Raw genomic sequence first — 19,133 nt, 5'->3', positions numbered from 1 at the left:
TTTAAAAAGCAATAAAAAACCAGACAACCTAAGTTGTCTGGCAATAAATTATTTCTAAAAACCTATCTGTCTACAATAAGCTGTCCACCAGAAAAGCTAATACACCCCTCACAAAACCAAAAATCTAAACGTCTTGCATAAGGTATATCTGCTGGGACATCTAATTGATAGGGACGACCACAGTACTCACAGTGTACGTCATCTAAATAAACCTGACATTTTGCAAGTGTAGTAAATAATGCATCAATCTCCGTGTTGTGGTCACAACAAAGCAGTTCTAAATGCGCTATATAATCACTGGGCGACACGTAGGACCAATATGTATGGCACAAACGCTTTTCTGCACTCCCTAGAGCTAAATCAAAAACGAAGTTTATACTCATAATATCCTCCTTAGTATCCATAGCCAGTGTGTGGTAGTAGCTCGTAAAGATCACTCTGTAGCTGACTACACATATCATCAACGGCATAGTCAGGATTGGCATCTAAGCGCTTCTGAACCCATATGCGCAGCGCCATATGATTATCAAAGCAACTATCAACACTCAGGAACCTAGCCAAACCAGTACCTGACTGAATACAGAGCTCACAAATGAGGTAGTTAGCAATATTATCTGCACCATTACTGACATAGCCACTAGGTTTAAAAGTCGCATGCAGTTTATCGTAATCAATCATCTTCATGGTGAGACCCCTTATCGGTAGATACCTGAGCAATCTGACTGCGATTGACCAATGCTTCAAATGCACTACCATCCTGCCGAGTCATATTCGGTACGTAACGGCTATAAGTATTAAACAGCATCTTGGTTGTAGAGTGCCCCATTTGACTGGCAATCCATTCAGGACTTTCGCCAGCAGCCAACCATAGCGTTGCTGCGGTATGACGAGTCTGATAAGCATTGCGCTTCTTCAGACCTAAAATCTTAAGAGTAGGGTGCCAAACACGTTTATTCACGTTGTTGTAATCAAGTGGCTCACCCGTATGCGCACAAAACACATAATCAGATCGCTTATAAGTGATGGCCTGCTGTTCCTTCAGAGCATCGTAGACCCAAGGTGACATTTGAATCGCACGGTAAGACTCTTGTGTCTTAGGAGGAACAATTTTGCCTTTAACATAAGCTTGTTTGATTACAATCTCACGTCGATTAAAGTCAATGTTCTCCCACGTCAACCCATCAATCTCACTCGTACGCATACCTGTAAAAAAACGTACCAGATAATAATTGCGATAGTCTGCTCTCACCCCATTAATAAACGTCCAAACCTCACTTAGTGTGAATGGTTGGATATCCGTTTTAGGTTGCTTGAGCGCATTGATATCGTAGTAAGGATTATCAAATTTATAGCGTTTAGCCGCTTCTTTTAGTATCATACCCAAAGGTACCATTATCGAATTGATGCGTGCCGCTGACAGATGTTTGTTAGCTTTTCCGTACGTTACTTTGGCGAGCGATGAACGGAAGGCTAATACATCTGTCTTTTTTATGAGATGAATGGGCTTAGTCCCAAACTTAGCAATCAAGTACATATCAATAATCTCCTTTATTTTGCGCTTGTAAGTATCACGCCATTCAATTTCTTTTTCAGCAAACCATAATTCTGCAAACTGTTCAAAAGAAGGCGTATCGGTACTAATGCATTCCTTGCGATCGTTTAACGCAACCATCTGTGCCGCTTTATCACTTTTTGGAAAGTACTTAGCATAGTTGAACAGTCCTAAAACGATTTCTGCTTCCATTTTCTCAATCACTTTTTCAAGCTTCTTGCGATTCGCTGGTGTGTCTGTTAGGTTTGTCGTCTCCCGACAGCGTATACCCATATAGTAAAAATCTACAACCAGCTTGCCGTATCTACTTCTGATACTAGCCATTCTATTTCTCCTTATTGAAGTGCCATGGCATTGACGCTACCGGCAATGCCAGTGCGCATATCTTTTTCAATCTCTTCCCAAATATACAGAATCTTACGACCACCAAATGGACGTATGTAATGAATACCCTCGATAAGCACACTATCCTTGAGTTCATTGCGGATAGTACGAGGGTTATATTTGATAAGCTCAGAAAGCTCTTGGGTAGTCAGGTAGGTATGTGACATAATATGTTCCTTATATAAAGTTTAACCATGATGGTACTTTTAAACACCATAGTTGTAATTTACCATAAATTTATAACTATGCAAGTACTTTTTATAATTATAATTGGAGTTTATAGGATGATAGTTAACCATCTTCCAACTTTGTTAGCTGAAAGAAGGCTAAAGGTAGCGGATGCCGTACGAGCAACAGGGGTAAGCAAGACGACATTACATAAAATATATAACGATCAATCATCTAGAATTGATTTCGACACTATAGATAAGCTTTGTGAGTATTTAGAAGTAGAGGTAGGGGATATTTTTGAATATGTAAAAGAGGATAAAGAGAAAAATACTCAGAAATAGATTTTAGCTTACAGTTTAAAGTAGAGGTCAAAAAGAGGGTTTTAATTTTAATGGTTTTCAAGGGTCGGTCACGTTTTGGTCACCATTTGGTCACCGTCACTTTTTTAAATGATTTAAATCTGCTTGTATAATCGTGACTATGAGTCGATGTAGACAAGTATTTTCCGCTACAGCCCATATTTCACGGACAAAAAAAATCCCCAATCTTAAGATTGGGGATTTTCGAATCTGGTAGGCGTAATCGGATTCGAACCAACGACCTCTACCATGTCAAGGTAGCGCTCTAACCAACTGAGCTATACGCCTATTTAGGTTGAGCATTTTAGCAAGTTTCTCAGACTTTGCAAGCCTTTTCTATCACTATCTGCAGTTATTATCAAAATATTAGAGATTTTACCTTTATAGGGTTCTATATGTTCAGCATAAGGAACAGATAACATCTTAGATAAGCAATACATCTATAACCATACCAATCTTGCAACGAAGATTTGAGGAAGGACAATACAGAGATGTTAATATAAACGCTAAATAGCATAGCTAAGCGCAACTAAACGTTTTTTAATATAAATCAAAAAATATAAGGCAACGATATGGGTTTATTAGTCGATGGTAAATGGCAGGACAAGTGGTACGACACAGAAGGTAGTGGTGGTCGATTTGAGCGTGAAGATTCTGGTTTTAGAAGCTGGGTAACGGTCGATGGCAGTGCAGGACCAACAGGGGTGGGCGGATTCAAGGCTGAGACTGATCGTTATCATTTGTATGTGTCGTTGGCATGTCCTTGGGCACACCGCACACTCATCTATCGTAAGCTCAAAGGTTTGGAGGATATCATTCCGATATCTGTGGTTCATCCATATATGGGTGAGAATGGTTGGACTTTTGCAGAGGGTAAAGGCGTGATTGCCGACCCAGTGATTAATGCAGACTATGCCTATGAGCTTTATACCAAAGCAAAGTCAGACTATACAGGCCGTGTCACTGTACCCATTTTATGGGACAAAAAAACAAATACGATCGTGAGTAATGAGTCATCAGAAATCATTCGGATGTTTAACTCTGCCTTTGATGACGTTGGTGCACTAGCAGGTGATTTTGTACCAGCAGAGCTATTGCAAGAAATTGATGATATCAATGCATTTGTCTACACTGCTATCAACAATGGAGTATACAAGGCTGGGTTTTCTACTACTCAAGAAGCTTATGAAGAGGCGGTGAATGAGCTGTTTTCAGCATTAGAGACACTTGAGACACGCCTTGCCCAGCAGCGCTATCTGATAGGTGACACCATTACCGAGGCTGATTGGCGACTGTTTACGACGTTGGTTCGTTTTGATGCCGTTTACGTTGGACATTTTAAATGCAACTTGCATCGTATCGTCGATTATCCAAACCTTTGGGGTTATCTACGTGAATTGTATCAGGTGCCCGGTATTGCTGAGACCGTCAACATGGAGCACATCAAGCAGCATTATTACACCAGTCATGCCAATATAAACCCTACGCGTATTATCCCTGCTGGGCCTGTTATTGATTTTACGGCAGCGCACAATCGTGAATCCTTATAAATACGTCTGACTCATAAAGGTGGTCAAAGGCTATCTGCTCTAGAATAGCACTGTTCTAGAAGAGTACCGTTCTAGAAGAGCACAAACGCAAAAAGCCCCAACTGTTATGAGGCAGCTGGGGCTTTTATGCTATCAAGAGCTGTTTAGCTCATACTACGCATTATTTAACTGACGGGCAGCTTCTAGCGCAAAGTACGTCAAGATACCATCTGCACCAGCACGGCGGAACCCAATCAAAGACTCTAAAATTACAGCATCACTGAGCCAGCCGTTCTGGATAGCGGCCATATGCATGGCATACTCACCCGATACTTGATAGGCAAAGGTCGGTACCCCAAAAGTGTCTTTAACTTCACGGATAAGGTCTAGATAAGGCTGTCCAGGTTTAATCATAACCATGTCAGCGCCTTCGTTGATATCCATAGCAACTTCATGCAATGCTTCAGCGCGATTACCAAAGTCCATCTGGTATTGTTTTTTGTGGCCACCTTTTAGATTACCAGCACTACCGACAGCATCACGGAATGGACCGTAGTAAGCAGACGCATATTTGGCTGAGTAGGCCATAATAGCGGTATTAAAAAACCCTTCAGCTTCAAACGTATCACGCATAGCCTTGATACGTCCATCCATCATGTCACTCGGAGAGATGATATCAGCGCCAGCGCGGGCATGTACGAGCGCTTGCTTGACCAATACCTCAATAGTGGCATCATTGATGACGTAGCCGCTATCATCAAGCAGGCCATCTTGGCCGTGTGAGGTATAAGGGTCTAATGCCACATCAGTCATGACGACCATTTCTGGTACAGCATCTTTGACTGCTTTTATCGTACGTGCAGTCAGGGCGTTTTCGTCATAAGCAGCTCTACCATCTGGTGTTTTCAAAGCGTTATCGATCACAGGGAAAAGATCGATGGTTGTCACACCCTCTGCTAACAATTCTTTGGCATAGTTAATTAGCAAATCAATTGATAAGCGTTCAACGCCCGGCATACTAGCGATGGTTTCGCGCTGGTTTTCACCTTCTAATACAAATACAGGGGCAATAAAGTGCTTAGGATGCAGCTCCACTTCACGAATCATTGAGCGTACATTATCGTTATAACGCAGACGACGTAAGCGAGTGGCAGGGTATTGACGGTTAAAGGTGTAGCTCATAATAGTTCCTTATGATTGTTCTAATAGTTATCATGTTACATGGTTAAAATAATATCACTATAAGCGGTATTTTATAGAATTGGCTTATCAAAATCTGTTCTTTATCAGTGGCTACAGATAAAAAGAGCTTGTATAAAGCGAGCCTACTATAACCAAAAGATGTCAGTAAAAGCAAAAAGCCCCACCACGTTAAGTCGGTAGGGCTGATGGTACTTATCGACTGTCGATATGATGATAGTGCTGCATCATCACATTATGAGTATGTCATTTAAGGCTCAACAATCTGTGTGACAGGAACTTGCTCCACGCTATTGTCGCTAAAGTGAGTCTCTTCTGTGATCACACCCACAGCGGCATCTTTCTTGCCATCATCATTAACATCGACGATAGCTGTAGGATTAAAGGTAGTGGTTTCTGTCGCTTGCGACTGCTTAATAGCGATAGCCTCTTGAGGAGAGGTTACGCGTGCTGAGCTGGCAGCTTGTATGGCATCCGCAGCTTTGGCTTTTGCAGTATTGCTAGGCAGTGACGCTATTTGAGCTAGATTGGTATATTGCGGTACAGGAATCACGGTTGGTACATCCAAGTTAGCACCGCCACCAAGTGCTTGGTACAACTCAACTTGACTAATGATTTTCTGTAGCTCTAAGTCTAATATACCTTGCTGAGTAGAAAACAATGAACGCTGTGCATCGAGTACATCTAGATAGTTATCAAGACCAGCTTTGAAACGGGCATCAGCAATCTGATAGGTTTGCTCAAAATTGTCTTGCAAGCGATACTGTGATTCGAGCTGTTCGCCAAGTGTGGCACGCGTGGCAAGTACATCTGATACTTCACGGAATGCGGTTTGAATAGAGTCTTCATAGCTTGCGAGAGTCTGATCACGCTCGATTTGCGCGACTTCATAATTTGCATCTAAAAGACCACCATCGAAGACAGGCACGCTGATATTAGGACCAAACGACCAACTAAAGCCATTATTGTCAAACAAATCCCCCAAGTTATCGCTACGAAGACCGACGCTACTGGCCAAACTGATGGTTGGGAAATAAGCTGCACGTGCTACCGCTATATTTGCACCAGCCGCTTTAAGGTTGTATTCCGCTTGCAGTACATCTGGACGATAGCGTAGCAAATCACTTGGCAGGCCTGCACTAAATATCTGCTGGCTGGTGATATTGCTAACGGCAGGCGTCGGGATAAGCTCGTTTGGAATCGTCCCGCCCACTAAGTACTGTAAAGCATTACGCGACTGCAAAATACTACTCTGCGCACGTAGGACAGCGAGCTTAGCATTTTCAAGTGAGGCGCTGGCCTGTAGTGAGGGAAGCTTAGGATCGATACCGGCTTCAAAACGCTTACTGGCGATAAACAGTGACTGCTCACGACTTTGCACCGTTGCTTCTGCCAGTTGTAGCTGTGCCAAGCTGTAGCTCAAATTAGCATAGCTTTGAGCAATGTTACTGATTAGACTGATCTGGGTAGCATCTGTGGCAGCAGTGGTCGCCAAAAAGCTTTGTAACGCTTGATCTTTTAGGCTGGATATTCTGCCCCAAAAATCTAACTCGTAGCTGGCAAGTCCTAGTTGTACCGTATAGTCACTACCTGGTCTACTACTGATATTGTTTTGAGCGCCACGCGAGTAGCCACCACTTGCGTTAATCGCTGGTAAGTTATTGATATCGGTTATTTGATATTGCGCGCGCGCGCGTTCAATTGCTAGGCGCGCACTTTCAAAGTTCTTGTTGTTATCAAGACCTAGAGCGATTAAGCCTTTTAGACGCTCATCGCTATAAAAGTTCTGCCAGCGTTGACCTGCCACACTTGCTTGCTCAGGGGTGCTGATCGTTTCTTTATCGAACGCACCATAAGCTTGTTCTATAGGAAGGTTTGGCTCTGCCAAAACAGGACTCATATCAGCTTTTGGAATCGTATTACAAGCGGTCATACTTATTGCCAAGGCAGTAAGGCCGAGCAAGCGACTGCTATTTTTACGTAAGCGCGACAGAGTTGGCTGTGCCACGGTAGCAGAAGCTGCCACCGCCACTGAGTTAGTAGTAAACATGTTGTGAGCACTCATTATCTGTTGTCTCCAAGACTTGCAGGCTGGCCTGCAGGCTGATAGTTATCAGCAGGCATTGGGGTATGCGAGTCAGGCGTACCGTTGCCATCGTCTCTATCGTTTGGTTTGTTGTTCTCATATTTATGCGGAAATGCACTACGCACCCAGATATAGAACATCGGAATAAAGAAGATACCTAGTAGTGTCGCAGTTATCACACCACCGACAACACTAGTACCGATCGCATTCTGACTGCCCGAACCTGGACCGCTCGCCAAGAATAATGGCACAACACCGAGACCAAAGGCAAGCGAGGTCATAATAATCGGGCGCAGACGTTGACGTGCTGCTGTCATGACCGCTTCTCTTAGACTGTAGCCTTCCTCTTGGTGTTCTTTGGCAAATTCAATAATCAAAATAGCGTTCTTGGCGGATAGACCAACGACCGTGAGTAGACCCACCTGCAAGTAAATATCGTTGGCAAAACCGCGTAGCCATGTAAAGATTACGGCGCCTAAGACCCCAAGTGGTATGACCAATAGGACTGAGACAGGAATAGACCAGCTCTCATACAATGCCGCCAAGCATAAGAATACCACTAGGATTGAAAGCGCATACAGCATAGGTGCCTGTGCACCTGACTTCTGCTCTTCCAATGACATACCAGTCCACTCATAACTGATACCTTCAGGCAGCTGTTCTATCATTGCCTCCATCGAGCTCATTGCCTCACCAGTGCTGAGTCCTGGTGCTGCACTACCTTGGATGTTCATTGACGGTAGGCTGTTGTAGCGAGTCAGACGCGGTGAGCCTGATTGCCATTCACTATTAGAGAAGGCATCGAACGAAATCATATCGTTCATGTCGTTTCGTACATACCATTTGCCGATGTCATCAGGGTTGGTACGGCTGCTCGCTTCACCTTGGACATACACACGCTTAATACGACCACGGTCGATAAAATCGTTGACGTAGCTTGAGCCCCACGCAGTAGAGATAACACTGTTAATACTACTCAATGACAAGCCATAAGCTGCGGCCTGTTCTTGATTGATATTGACTTTTAATTGCGGTGAGTCTTCTTGACCATTAGGACGTACGCCTGAGACTTGGTCATTCTGCGCGGCCATACCTAAGAGCATATTACGGGCTTCAAGCAGCCCCTCATGTCCCAAGTTACTACTATCTTGGAGCATCAAGTCAAAACCACTGGCATTACCAAGCTCAGTGATGGCTGGTGGTACAATGGCAAATACTTGTGCTTCATTTAACTGAGTGAAGAAATATCCCATTGCTCGACCAGCAACTGCCTGTGCGGTGTTTTCATCGCCAGAGCGTTCCTCCCAATCTGACAAACGAACAAATGCCAGCCCCATGTTTTGACCTTGACCTGCAAAACTAAAGCCAGCAATGGTAAACACAGACTCGATATTATCAGTCTCTTGGGTATCATAATAGGTTCTGACTTTATCCAGTACGTCTTGCGTCTCATCTAACGTCGACCCAGCAGGGAGCTGAACCAAGGTAAACATAATACCTTGATCTTCTTCTGGTAAGAATGAGCCAGGAATACGTAAGAACACAACCGCCATGATACCGATAATGGCGGCATAGCCAATCATATAAAGCCATTTAAAACGTATGCTTTTACCGACGAACTTTTCGTAAGAACGGCTAAGTTTAAAGAAGCCGCGATTGAACCAACCAAAGAAACCTTTTTGCGTCTCAGTACTGCTTTTGTCGTGGCTCTTACCACGTTTGAGCAGTGTCACACATAGGGCAGGGGTGAATATCAATGCCACCATGGCAGAGAGCACCATGCTCGTAATCAGTGTGATAGAGAACTGACGATAGATCACACCAGTTGAACCGCCAAAGAAGGCCATCGGTACGAATACTGCGGACAAAATAAGCGCAATACCAATAACGATCTTACTGATTTCCCCCATCGATTGAGTGGTCGCGTCTTTGATAGAGATATGTGGATCTTCTTCTAGTATTCGCTCAACGTTCTCTACCACGACAATCGCATCATCGACCAGCAGACCGATGGAGAGAACCATAGCAAACATGGTCAAGACGTTGATACTAAAGCCTGCAATATACAACACTGCAAAGGTACCCAAGAGTACGACAGGTACGGCAAGGGTCGGGATAATCGTTGCACGCCAGTTCTGTAAAAAAATAAACATAACGATAAATACCAACACAATCGCTTCAATGAGGGTCATAACGACTTGTTCGATAGACAAGCGTACAAAGGGTGTGGTGTCATACGGAACGACTGAGGCTAGACCAATTGGGAAGTTTTGCTCCAGCTCAGTCATACGCGCGCTGACCGCTTCGCGAGTTTCTAATGCGTTGGCACCGCCAGCAAGTGAGATACCCAGACCTGCAGCTTCTTGTCCATTATATTGCGATAAAACACTATAGTTTTCGCTACCGATTTCGACATCAGCGACGTCACCCAAACGCACCTGAGCACCAGACGTGTCTGTTTTTAACAGAATGTTTTGGAACTCTTCAGGTGTTTGTAAATAGCTTTGAACGGTCACTGTCGCGTTAATAACTTGTTGATCTGCATCAGCGGGCGCTTGTCCTAACTGACCAGCAGATACCTGAGCGTTCTGCGCTTGTATCGCACTGACAACATCGGATGGCACCATGTTGTAGCTACGCAGGCGTGAAGGGTCAAGCCAAACACGCATCGCATAAGTAGAGCCGAAGACCTGAACCTCACCAACCCCTTCAACACGACTGATCGAGTCGAGGACATTGGAGTTAATATAATCGGCAATATCGCTACGATCCATGCTGCCGTCTTCAGAAATAAATGCCTGCACCATCATAAAGCTGCTAGACGATTTATTGACGTTGACGCCTTGTCGCTGTACCGATTCAGGTAGGGCGCTCATCGCAGCCTGCAGCTTATTCTGTACCTGTACCTGAGCGGTATCAGAATCAGTGCCGTTTTCAAACGTTAGCGTCACTGAGGCACTACCATTTGATGAGCTCGATGACGACATGTACATGAGGCCATCTAGGCCTTTCATACGTTGTTCGATAACCTGTACTACGGAGTTTTCAACAGTTTGCGCATTAGCACCCGGATAGCTTGCACTGACCGAAATCGTCGGTGGTGCAATACGTGGATACTGTTCAATCGGTAGGTTGAGAACCGATAACACCCCGATGAGCATGACCAAAATAGCCAGCACCCAAGCAAAGATAGGGCGATTAATAAAAAAACGTGACATAGTATATCCCTAAGTCTTCTTGTCTCTGAATGGAATTAGTTAGCAGCAGCTTCTGTTGATGTCTCACTACTAGAAGCGGCAGTGCTAGCTGGCTTTTTATCCATCGTTTTTGCCGCTTGCTGCGGCGTTTTGGCATTAGGCGCGTTTTGTGCAGATGGCGCAGGATTTGCGCTCTCTAAGGGCTTGGCAACCACTTCTTGCTCAGGTTTTACCTTAGCACCGCCAATCACAACCACTTTGTCACCTACTTGCAAGCCATCAGTGACAACCCATTGACCATCATAAGTACCATTGATAGTGACGGGACGTACTTGTATCTTGTTGTTTTCATCAACGATATACACCTGAGTCTCACTCTTAGGCGTACGTGTCACCGCGCTCTGAGGGACCAAAGTGGCATTGGTAATGACGCTCTGTGTTAGACGCGCTGTGACATACATACCGGGTAGCAAGATATTGTTGCTGTTCGGGAAAATCGCACGTAAAGTGACCGCGCCTGTTGATTCATCAACTTTGGCCTCAGACAATGCAAGCTTACCGCGTACTGGATAGACTGAGCCATCCTCTAGTACTAATTCAACCGAGTTCATACCTGCTTGAGCAGAGCCGTCTGCTATTTGCTGACGCAGCTTGAGTAGCTCAGAAGAAGACTGGCTGATGTCGACATAGATAGGATCTAAGCGCGAGATCGTAACCAGAGGATCCGCTTGACCGGCGCTCACTAGCGTACCAGCAGTCACGCTTGAGCGGTCAGTACGACCGGTAAGAGGCGCGCGTACGATAGTACGGTTCAAATCCAACGTACTTGCATCGAGACCAGCTTGGGCAGTTTGGATACCTGCTTTTGCGCTTTCGATACCCGCTTGGGTCTGTCCGACAGCCGCCGCCGCACTTTGTACAGCAGCTTGTGCAGTACGTACCGCTGTCTGTGCTTGCTCATACTGCTGCTGTGAGATGGCATTGATACTGACAAGACCTTGCAGGCGTTGTAGATCGTTTTGTGCTTGTGCCAATGACGCTTGGCGACTCACCAGTTCAGCTTTTGCATTAGCATTGTTTGCTACAGCAGTCTGATAGTTGGCCTGTGATTGTTGTACGGCTGCTTGACCACTGCTGACAGACGACGCATAGTTATCGGTGTTAATGCGATACAGTGGCTGACCTTTTTTGACATTGCTTCCTTCACGGAACAACACTTCATCAATGACCCCATTGACCTGTGGGCGAACATCGGCAGTTTGGTAGGCGGCAGTACGTCCAGAAAAAGTCTGTACCTGTGGAATGGTATCGAACGTAACGGTTTGAACGTTGACAACCGCAGGCGGCATTTGCTGTTGTGCCGCTTGTTCGCCAGCAGCGTCGTCGCTTTTGTCACAGCCGACCAGTACAGCTCCAGATAGTACAGATGCTATTACAAGCGCAAGAGTAGAGTGCTTCATCAATGTCCTCGGCAATATATATAAATAATGACAGTATAAAAATTAAACAATAAATGTTGGCGTATGAGATATAAAGTGTTTACTAATCCTGCAAGTCTATTCCATCGCTATCGACCCAGCCTTTGATGATACTTATTAATTGAAAACTCACTAGTAGGACATCTGATAGTGAGAAACATAAAGTAGGGTTTTGGCGGATTTGGCATCAAAAATGTAGACAGATTACAAAGTGGACTAGTAAATTTAATGGGTTATTATAAACTATTGGGGTAACCCCACAGTCAAGTGATTTATAAAAGAGGCAGAGGCGAAAAGTAGTAATATTACGTTTTATGAATAAAAAAAATGGCGCTATAGTAAGCGTCACATTAGCTAACAGCTAATAGTCTGATATACAACCCGACACCAAAACATAATGTAATTTTTTGTTATAATTGTAAAGCCATATGAGCACTAGGGTATTTAAGACCCCAAAAACCATGTTTGTACTCAAAATAGAAAATTTAGCAACCCTTAATTACCGCTCAGAAAACTGTCGTCAATATGCCTTTATCTAACATCATATCTTTATCTAACATCATTTAACCATCAAAACCCTTGTCAGGATTATAGTACTGCAAGGAGTTATGAAACTTAAAGAAAGGTAACGATTTGGCTGATACCGTCGTTTTTGAGAGGGTAACTTTTGAGAGAGTCGTTTTGAATTATCGGCGTTACGTTAACCGACTGTTAAAGAAAGCGGCTAAAGCGTTAAGAGAAGAGTCGTCTTTATCAGCTGGCTGTTTTAACTGGCTGGTCTTTTTAGTTGGCTGAAAGTAAAGACGACTCAGATTTGATTATACTAGTCGTGCGCTAGCAAGCTCAGTCAATTGATACAGTCCTTGACGATACTGGTTGTCAGGTAACGTGCTAAGCGCTTGTTGGGCGAGTCTAGTCTCTTCTAAAGCACGCTGCTTACAATAATCTAATGAGCCTGATTGTCTTACTAACTCAATGAGCTGCTCGGCGTTTGGCGTCTTGCCAGTCTGTACAGCGATACGAAGCTGCTCGTAGCCTTCGGTATCACTGTCTTTTAGCAGCTCAAGTGCTTTGATAGTGGGTAGAGTAGGCTTGCCTTCTGCAAGGTCATCGCCCAAGTTTTTACCCATTACGTCACTGTCGCCACTATAGTCCAGCACATCATCAATAATTTGGAACGCATTACCAAAATGTTGTCCAAATGCGCCCAATGCGGTCATATATTCGGTTTTGTCTTGCAAAATAGCAGCGCCTTGGGTCGCCATCATAAACAGCCGTGAGGTTTTACCATCGATGATTCGTAAGTAATCCTCTTCTGTCGCCGCAGGGTTGTGCTGATGCTGTAGCTGTAATACCTCACCCTCGGCAATATCACAAGTCCCATCTGAAAATATCTGCAATAGGGGCAAGCTCTGAAAACCGACCAAAAGATTGAAAGCGCGTGCAATCAAATAATCACCGACCAACACCGCAGTGGCATTATCCCAAGTGGCATTTGCAGTTGGTTTGCCGCGGCGTTGTCCTGACTCATCGATCACGTCATCATGGACTAAAGTTGCCGTATGCAGCATCTCAGTAATGGCCGCTAAGTGCATGGCTTTTTCTGATGGGTTATCATCAAACATACGAGCACATAAAAGCGTAATCAACGGGCGCATACGCTTGCCGCCAGCATTGATCACGTGTTGCGAGACACTCATCACTAGCTGTACTTTTGAATTTAGACTACCGAATACCTGCTTATCCATCACCTCAAAATCATTGGCGACGATACGTTGGATATCAGCATAGCTAGGCGTTGCTTGAGCAGTGGGTAGGGTATTATCTGTAGAGGTAATAGTCATAATAAATAGTCATATTAATAAGAATAAAGAGAGTTTTTATAACCTTGATGTCGTCCATCCATGGGTAAGGTATCGTTTGGCTTATAATAGCATAGCTGTCTGCGAAAATTGTGGGTTAAAGTAGATGACAGAAGAGGTCGGCATTACGCTACAAACGCATTACTGTATATAAAGAGTAGCTTGTAATTGATAAAAGGTATCGCATACTTGGATCATACAGTGGTTCACTTATTAAATGATGCTGTAGTCACATAATGGCTTGATAAAGGACTGTAAGTAACTGATTGTATAAGTTATAATAGCTCCCGTTAGGCTCAAACCATCGATCGAAATGATGACTTCTAGAGTCTGATTAGAATGGTCATCTACGGCGTTCTAATCATTTATAGAACTTGTCGTCACATAAGCGATGGTGATTTAGTGTAATCACCTTACAAAAACAAGAGGCGCGGCTTGCTTTTATGAGCAAAAAGCCGTAGAATCTTGCCTTTAATTTTTCCCTGTCGTGTTCGTCGTAAAAGCGTTGGTATAACATCAGCCACGGCACACGGGTTAAACGGAGTCATACAATGTACGCAGTAATTAAAACTGGTGGTAAACAGCACCGTGTAGTCGTCGATGAATTGCTTAAAGTTGAATTGCTAAAAGCAGAAAAAGGCGAAACAATCAAATTTGAAGACGTGTTGATGGTTGTTGACGGCGATAACGTCAAAATCGGTCAGCCTGTTGTTGATGGCGCTAGCGTAGAAGTTGAAGTTGTTGAGCATGGTCGCGGCGAAAAAATCCGTATCATCAAGCACAACCGCCGTAAGCATTACCACAAAGAGCAAGGTCACCGCCAATGGTATACCTTGTTAAAAATCAAAGCCATTAATGCCTAATTACCCATTTAGCAAACATTGCTAAATAGCGCACTAAATGCTTAAGAGTTGTCGCATAAGCGATAAGTCACATTAACAAGGAGATTTTCTCATGGCACATAAAAAAGCTGCCGGTTCGAGCCGTAACGGTCGTGATTCAAACCCAAAAATGCTAGGCGTAAAAATCTTTGGTGGCCAAGCTATCGTAGCTGGTAACATCATCGTTCGTCAACGTGGTACAGAATTCCACGCAGGCGAAGGCGTTGGCATGGGTCGTGATCATACTTTATTTGCACTAAATGACGGTGTTGTAAAGTTTGAGACCAAAGGTAAATTTAACCGTCGTTATGTTACGGTTGAAAACGCATAATTATCTATGTAGGTCGTTTTGTTCTTTGGATAGAATGATCAGATAATTAAAAAATCCCCTACTGCCTGATGGTAATAGGGGATTTTTGCGTTTATAGAGTCCTATCAACCGATACAAAAACGATATACTCAAGAATTAAGTCTTCACGAACTATCTACCATCAAACCGTCCCGATTCATCAAACAGTTCCAATGGTCTAAAATTCTATCCCAACTATTTTTTCAAAATAAGACTCATAGCTAATGACGATAAAGACATATTTCACTGTGTAACTGTATTGGTTACAAGCGTGTATGGCAGGCGTAGTAATGATTGCAAATCATGACTAGGCGCATAATAAAAAAACTGGCACACTGTTGCCATTGCTGATTGATACCGGTTCGATACTGGCAAACATAAGCATTTTTAGAAGATAAAAATTTTAATAAACTGTTTTATTTTAAGTAAATATTTTTAAAGCGACTATTTTTAAAGCAACTGTGCTTTTTTAGAGAGGATTTATGATGACTGTATCTACGAAACAAACGACCAAACAAAAAGTAATGAGTGGGGCTTTGGCAGGGGTATTGATGACCTCACTTGGTATCGCCGCCCCTATGATGGCATTGACTCAGTCTGCTACAGCGGCACCTGCTGACAATATGACGGCAGCCAAACGCTTGAACAAGTTGTTGACCAATACCAAGAGTATGACTGCGAATTTTAGCCAAACAACGAAAGGGGCTAGCAGCGGTACTTTCACAGGCTCTATGAGCGTCCAGCGTCCCAATAACTTCCGCTGGGAGACCAAGTCACCATCAGAGCAGCTGATCGTGGCCAACGGTAACTCTATGTGGATCTATGATAAAGATTTAGAACAAGCGACTAAGCAAAACGTCGACAGCCAAGTAGGTAATACGCCAGCGTTGTTATTATCAGGTGATCCAAGCAAGATTGATCAGAACTTCAAGATTACTCAGCCATACAGCAATAAAAACTACTATGTGCTGTATCCAAAATCAGACAGCGCTAGCTTTAAGAGCCTATCAATGAGCTTTAGCGGTGGTAAACCTGTCATGATGGTATTAAACGATACCCTAGGTCAAACGACTTCTATTAAGTTCAGTGGTATCAAAATGAACCCTAGCATCGGTAGCAGCCAGTTTAAATTCAACCCACCAAAAGGCGTTGATGTCATTAATCAGTAAAGACTAATCACCAAATACTAATAGGTGAGTGGCTCAATAGGTTTTACCTCAGTATAAGTAAGATTAAACATCTAATAAACAGGACAGATTCTACGGGGTCTGTCCTTTTTTATGAGAGTAGTTTGAGTTGTCTAATAGAAAAATTAAGACATCGCTCGTATGGTATCTATATCTGGCATCGGTGGTAGCTCATCTAGATGACTCAGCCCAAACGCATCTAAGAATTGCGCAGTAGTATGAAGCAGTGCTGGACGTCCCAAAGTATCTTTATAGCCTTTCTCTAAGATCCATCCTTTATCAAATAGCTGCCGCAGTATATTACTTGATAGCGTCACACCGCGTACTTGCTCGATATCATTGCGCGTTACAGGTTGCTTATAAGCAATGACGCTCAATGTCTCAAGTAGTGCTTGGCTTAGGCGTTCTTGACGCTGCGGAAAGACGCGCTGAATCAAACGACTGTAATCATCACCTATCTGTAAGCGATAGCCACTAGCTGTTTCGTGTAGTTTGAGCACACCTGTGTCTAGACGTTGTTGCAATACGTCTAGGGTTTGTTTTAGCTCTTTCGTGGATAACGACAAATGCTTCTTTAGCGCATGAGCTGTTAGCGGCGCTTCTGAAGCATGCAATAGTACCTCGATGTGTTTACTCGTTTCCTCAAGATGAGCACGATTTGCTTCAGTAGAAGCAGCAGTGCTTGTAAGTTCTGTTTTATCATGTGGCTTTGATTCGTCAATATCTACCATCTAAAATGCGCTCTTATTTCAATTTTTTGATAAACAATGTTCGTAAATAGCTTTAACGCGTATTAGGCTAGCCACTGCAATGTCAGTGTTGTGGACTCATCTGTATACCGCTGACCAGCAGTATGGGTAGCAGATGCTATCACCTCATCATCTAACTCAGAGCTAATCACACCGACCAGCTGCCGTTTTATCAGCTCAAGCACTGCGACAAAGCTGACGACAACACCTATCTTGCCCTGTGATTTGTCTAATAGCTCATAAAAGGAGCGCGCACCATCAGTGCTCAGTTGCCTGCTGATACTGGCAATACGGTCAGAGAGTGGTACGGCGTCAACCTTAATAGTATGCATGTGATAGTCTGGCTGCAGCTGCATCTTAAATAAGCTCTCAATCAATAATGTTGGTGAGTAGCTGGGTAATTCAGCGTTCATAACCTCTTGACCAGGCATGCTGACCATCGCTAAAAACACATCGCGCTCTAAACGTACCAGACCATCTAAGCGCTGACTGGCTACTTTAATTTGCGCATATTCCTCAAGACGCTCAATCAGTTCGGCTTTTGGGTCGCGTTCATCAGTAGGCGTATCAGGCGTCGGTAGGAGCAATTCTGTCTTTATGGCAATAAGCGTGGAGGCCATCAAGAGATAATCACCTGCCAATTCAAAGTGCTCAGTATCCAACTCACTGATATACGCAAGGTACTGCTCAGTGATTGGTAATATTGGCATTTGGGTCAAATCGACATTGTTCTTTTTGACCAAATACAATAAGAAATCTAAAGGGCCCGCAAACTGCTCCAACCAAATCGCAAACGCTTGTGGCGGGACATAAAGATCGTCTGGTAGATGCTGTACTGGTGTCTGATAAATACGCAAAGCAGTATCATGACTGACTGATTCAGCATAGTCACTTTGACTATACATAGACTGGGACATTCTATTGGTAGATATTTTATCCACTGGTGGGAACAAAGCGGCTTTTGATAAAGCCGCTTGTTTGGTGTTTGGCTTAGTCTGCACGTTTGGTATCCGCTCTAGTAGTGATAAATGGCGACAATCAAACGACTACTTGAGTTTGGCAAGAGGGCGGATACCAATAGCGCGACGAGTCTTGTCTAATTGCTTACGGCTATGACGACGGGCTTTATTTGCACCCATCTGCAAGATTTCTTCTAGCTCTTTTGGATTGGCCATGAGCTCTTCGTAACGCGCGCGGAAAGGCGCAATCTCATCATTGATCTTATCAAATAGCGCTTGCTTGGCATCGCCCCAGCCAATACCGGCTGCATATTGTGCACGCATGTCAGCAATTTCTTCAGGAGTAGAAAATGCTTTATAAATCTCAAACAGAGCAGAGTCATCAGGGTCTTTTGGCTCATCAGGTAGTTGTGAGTTGGTCACGATTTTCATGATGGCTTTGTGCATTTGTTTCTCTGAGCTGACCTGCGGGTTTGACTCACCAAACAAGGGGATAGTGTTGTTGTAACTTTTACTCATCTTACGACCATCCAAGCCAGTGAGTAGTGGTATATCATTGTCTACAACCGCTGTCGGTAGCGTAAAGAGTGTTTTGTATCGATGGTTGAACGTACCTGCGATATCGCGTGCCATCTCGATATGTTGAACCTGGTCACGGCCAACAGGTACATGGGTCGCATTGAACATCAAGATATCAGCTGCCATTAGTACAGGATAACCAAACAGCCCCATCGTGACTCCCTGATCAGGATCGACATCGGCTTTTTCTGTATTGATATCCACTGCTGCCTTATAGGCATGGGCACGGTTCATGAGACCCTTAGCACATGAGCAGTTCAAAACCCAAGCGAGCTCTGGAATTTCAGGCACATCTGACTGACGATAGAACGTCACACGCTCAGGATCGAGACCACAAGCAATCCAAGTGGCCGCAATCGCTCTCGTCGATTCATGGATGATAGCAGGGTCGTAGCAACCAATAATACCGTGATAGTCTGCCAAAAAGAAAAACGCTTCGTGATCACTATTTTGGATGGATTCAATTGCGGGACGAATCGCACCAACGTAATTGCCTAAATGTGGAATGCCAGTCGGTTTAATCCCAGTTAGGATGCGTTTTTTTTCAGTTGAATGGTCAGAAGCTTGGCTGCCAGAGGTGCTGTTATTACTCATGAAAAATCCATTATTTT

At 43.9% G+C, this 19,133-nt stretch carries 17 protein-coding genes and 1 tRNA gene; 5 read left to right on the top strand and 13 right to left on the bottom strand.

The window, feature by feature from the left end; genetic code table 11:
• Positions 1 to 62: 62 nt before the first annotated feature.
• The 4 genes from AC5JPY_RS04010 to AC5JPY_RS03995 are packed head-to-tail and all read right to left on the bottom strand — an operon-like array spanning position 63 to position 2,103.
• A complete protein-coding gene (locus AC5JPY_RS04010) occupies positions 63 to 383 on the bottom strand; it encodes a hypothetical protein (RefSeq protein ID WP_493852147.1) in 321 nt (106 codons plus the stop codon).
• 10 nt (positions 384 to 393) lie between these two features.
• Positions 394 to 684, bottom strand: coding sequence for a hypothetical protein (locus AC5JPY_RS04005; RefSeq protein ID WP_493852146.1), 291 nt, complete (start codon positions 682 to 684; stop codon positions 394 to 396).
• Positions 671 to 1,876: an Arm DNA-binding domain-containing protein gene (locus AC5JPY_RS04000; protein ID WP_493852145.1), complete on the bottom strand. Its 1,206-nt coding sequence runs from the start codon at positions 1,874 to 1,876 to the stop codon at positions 671 to 673. The genes AC5JPY_RS04005 and AC5JPY_RS04000 overlap by 14 nt, the downstream gene beginning before the upstream one ends.
• Before the next feature lie 11 nt (positions 1,877 to 1,887).
• Positions 1,888 to 2,103 carry a hypothetical protein gene (locus AC5JPY_RS03995; protein WP_075107543.1) on the bottom strand — a complete coding sequence of 72 codons (216 nt, stop codon included), beginning with the start codon at positions 2,101 to 2,103 and terminating at the stop codon, positions 1,888 to 1,890.
• 117 nt (positions 2,104 to 2,220) lie between these two features.
• On the opposite strand from AC5JPY_RS03995, the gene AC5JPY_RS03990 reads away from it, so the two are divergent.
• Positions 2,221 to 2,448 (top strand): helix-turn-helix domain-containing protein, encoded by a 228-nt coding sequence (locus AC5JPY_RS03990; protein WP_075107579.1) that lies wholly within the window; start codon positions 2,221 to 2,223, stop codon positions 2,446 to 2,448.
• A 229-nt stretch (positions 2,449 to 2,677) separates the two neighbouring features.
• Here AC5JPY_RS03990 and AC5JPY_RS03985 read toward each other — a convergent pair.
• Positions 2,678 to 2,754: transfer RNA gene (locus tag AC5JPY_RS03985), tRNA-Val, on the bottom strand.
• 284 nt (positions 2,755 to 3,038) lie between these two features.
• Here AC5JPY_RS03985 and AC5JPY_RS03980 point away from each other — a divergent pair.
• Entirely contained in the window at positions 3,039 to 4,016 is a 978-nt protein-coding gene (locus AC5JPY_RS03980; RefSeq protein WP_443526081.1) for a glutathione S-transferase family protein, read from the top strand.
• A gap of 153 nt (positions 4,017 to 4,169) precedes the next feature.
• On the opposite strand, the gene hemB is transcribed toward AC5JPY_RS03980, so the two are convergent.
• From hemB to AC5JPY_RS03955, 5 genes are all read right to left on the bottom strand, one after another.
• On the bottom strand, positions 4,170 to 5,177 hold the full coding sequence (hemB, locus tag AC5JPY_RS03975) for a porphobilinogen synthase (protein ID WP_319050658.1): 1,008 nt from the start codon (positions 5,175 to 5,177) through the stop codon (positions 4,170 to 4,172).
• A gap of 268 nt (positions 5,178 to 5,445) precedes the next feature.
• Positions 5,446 to 7,260, bottom strand: coding sequence for an efflux transporter outer membrane subunit (locus AC5JPY_RS03970; protein ID WP_443526083.1), 1,815 nt, complete (start codon positions 7,258 to 7,260; stop codon positions 5,446 to 5,448).
• Positions 7,260 to 10,499 carry an efflux RND transporter permease subunit gene (locus AC5JPY_RS03965; protein ID WP_319050656.1) on the bottom strand — a complete coding sequence of 1,080 codons (3,240 nt, stop codon included), beginning with the start codon at positions 10,497 to 10,499 and terminating at the stop codon, positions 7,260 to 7,262. Before AC5JPY_RS03965 ends, AC5JPY_RS03970 begins: the two co-directional genes overlap by 1 nt.
• Positions 10,500 to 10,534: 35 nt before the next feature.
• Positions 10,535 to 11,938 carry an efflux RND transporter periplasmic adaptor subunit gene (locus tag AC5JPY_RS03960; protein ID WP_319050655.1) on the bottom strand — a complete coding sequence of 468 codons (1,404 nt, stop codon included), beginning with the start codon at positions 11,936 to 11,938 and terminating at the stop codon, positions 10,535 to 10,537.
• 836 nt (positions 11,939 to 12,774) lie between these two features.
• On the bottom strand, positions 12,775 to 13,800 hold the full coding sequence (locus AC5JPY_RS03955; protein WP_319050654.1) for a polyprenyl synthetase family protein: 1,026 nt from the start codon (positions 13,798 to 13,800) through the stop codon (positions 12,775 to 12,777).
• A gap of 569 nt (positions 13,801 to 14,369) precedes the next feature.
• Between AC5JPY_RS03955 and rplU the strand changes: the two genes are divergently transcribed.
• The 3 genes from rplU to lolA all read left to right on the top strand — a co-directional run bounded on the left by rplU (position 14,370) and on the right by lolA (position 16,217).
• Positions 14,370 to 14,681 carry a 50S ribosomal protein L21 gene (gene rplU / locus AC5JPY_RS03950; protein WP_057761012.1) on the top strand — a complete coding sequence of 104 codons (312 nt, stop codon included), beginning with the start codon at positions 14,370 to 14,372 and terminating at the stop codon, positions 14,679 to 14,681.
• A 91-nt stretch (positions 14,682 to 14,772) separates the two neighbouring features.
• Positions 14,773 to 15,030 carry a 50S ribosomal protein L27 gene (gene rpmA / locus AC5JPY_RS03945; protein ID WP_319050653.1) on the top strand — a complete coding sequence of 86 codons (258 nt, stop codon included), beginning with the start codon at positions 14,773 to 14,775 and terminating at the stop codon, positions 15,028 to 15,030.
• 542 nt (positions 15,031 to 15,572) lie between these two features.
• On the top strand, positions 15,573 to 16,217 hold the full coding sequence (gene lolA, locus AC5JPY_RS03940) for an outer membrane lipoprotein periplasmic chaperone LolA (protein ID WP_493844410.1): 645 nt from the start codon (positions 15,573 to 15,575) through the stop codon (positions 16,215 to 16,217).
• A gap of 143 nt (positions 16,218 to 16,360) precedes the next feature.
• Here the strand turns inward: lolA and scpB are convergent, their stop codons facing one another.
• From scpB to trpS, 3 genes are all read right to left on the bottom strand, one after another.
• Complete coding sequence (gene scpB, locus AC5JPY_RS03935) at positions 16,361 to 16,966, bottom strand: SMC-Scp complex subunit ScpB (RefSeq protein WP_443526087.1); 606 nt, start codon at positions 16,964 to 16,966, stop codon at positions 16,361 to 16,363.
• Between the two features lie 62 nt (positions 16,967 to 17,028).
• The gene (locus AC5JPY_RS03930; protein WP_443526396.1) at positions 17,029 to 17,889 is read right to left on the bottom strand and encodes a segregation and condensation protein A; all 861 of its coding nucleotides are present in this window, start codon (positions 17,887 to 17,889) and stop codon (positions 17,029 to 17,031) included.
• Between the two features lie 141 nt (positions 17,890 to 18,030).
• Positions 18,031 to 19,116: a tryptophan--tRNA ligase gene (trpS, locus tag AC5JPY_RS03925; protein WP_443526089.1), complete on the bottom strand. Its 1,086-nt coding sequence runs from the start codon at positions 19,114 to 19,116 to the stop codon at positions 18,031 to 18,033.
• Between the last annotated feature and the right edge of the window lie 17 nt (positions 19,117 to 19,133).

The sequence above is a fragment of the Psychrobacter sp. H27 genome (assembly GCF_059072655.1).
The sequence above is the reverse complement of the archived record's forward strand: the minus strand, read 5'-3'. Positions and strand labels throughout refer to the sequence as shown.

Excerpts from the sequence above, each read along its gene's own strand:
- AC5JPY_RS03965 (WP_319050656.1), bottom strand. The coding sequence starts at position 10,499 with ATGTCACGTTTTTTTATTAATCGCCCTATCTTTGCTTGGGTGCTGGCT.
- trpS (WP_443526089.1), bottom strand. The coding sequence starts at position 19,116 with ATGAGTAATAACAGCACCTCTGGCAGCCAAGCTTCTGACCATTCAACT.
- hemB (WP_319050658.1), bottom strand. The coding sequence starts at position 5,177 with ATGAGCTACACCTTTAACCGTCAATACCCTGCCACTCGCTTACGTCGT.
- rpmA (WP_319050653.1), top strand. The coding sequence starts at position 14,773 with ATGGCACATAAAAAAGCTGCCGGTTCGAGCCGTAACGGTCGTGATTCA.
- AC5JPY_RS04000 (WP_493852145.1), bottom strand. The coding sequence starts at position 1,876 with ATGGCTAGTATCAGAAGTAGATACGGCAAGCTGGTTGTAGATTTTTAC.
- AC5JPY_RS03970 (WP_443526083.1), bottom strand. The coding sequence starts at position 7,260 with ATGAGTGCTCACAACATGTTTACTACTAACTCAGTGGCGGTGGCAGCT.
- AC5JPY_RS03995 (WP_075107543.1), bottom strand. The coding sequence starts at position 2,103 with ATGTCACATACCTACCTGACTACCCAAGAGCTTTCTGAGCTTATCAAA.
- scpB (WP_443526087.1), bottom strand. The coding sequence starts at position 16,966 with ATGGTAGATATTGACGAATCAAAGCCACATGATAAAACAGAACTTACA.
- AC5JPY_RS04005 (WP_493852146.1), bottom strand. The coding sequence starts at position 684 with ATGAAGATGATTGATTACGATAAACTGCATGCGACTTTTAAACCTAGT.
- AC5JPY_RS03990 (WP_075107579.1), top strand. The coding sequence starts at position 2,221 with ATGATAGTTAACCATCTTCCAACTTTGTTAGCTGAAAGAAGGCTAAAG.
- AC5JPY_RS04010 (WP_493852147.1), bottom strand. The coding sequence starts at position 383 with ATGAGTATAAACTTCGTTTTTGATTTAGCTCTAGGGAGTGCAGAAAAG.
- rplU (WP_057761012.1), top strand. The coding sequence starts at position 14,370 with ATGTACGCAGTAATTAAAACTGGTGGTAAACAGCACCGTGTAGTCGTC.
- AC5JPY_RS03955 (WP_319050654.1), bottom strand. The coding sequence starts at position 13,800 with ATGACTATTACCTCTACAGATAATACCCTACCCACTGCTCAAGCAACG.
- AC5JPY_RS03960 (WP_319050655.1), bottom strand. The coding sequence starts at position 11,938 with ATGAAGCACTCTACTCTTGCGCTTGTAATAGCATCTGTACTATCTGGA.
- AC5JPY_RS03930 (WP_443526396.1), bottom strand. The coding sequence starts at position 17,889 with ATGTATAGTCAAAGTGACTATGCTGAATCAGTCAGTCATGATACTGCT.
- AC5JPY_RS03980 (WP_443526081.1), top strand. The coding sequence starts at position 3,039 with ATGGGTTTATTAGTCGATGGTAAATGGCAGGACAAGTGGTACGACACA.
- lolA (WP_493844410.1), top strand. The coding sequence starts at position 15,573 with ATGAGTGGGGCTTTGGCAGGGGTATTGATGACCTCACTTGGTATCGCC.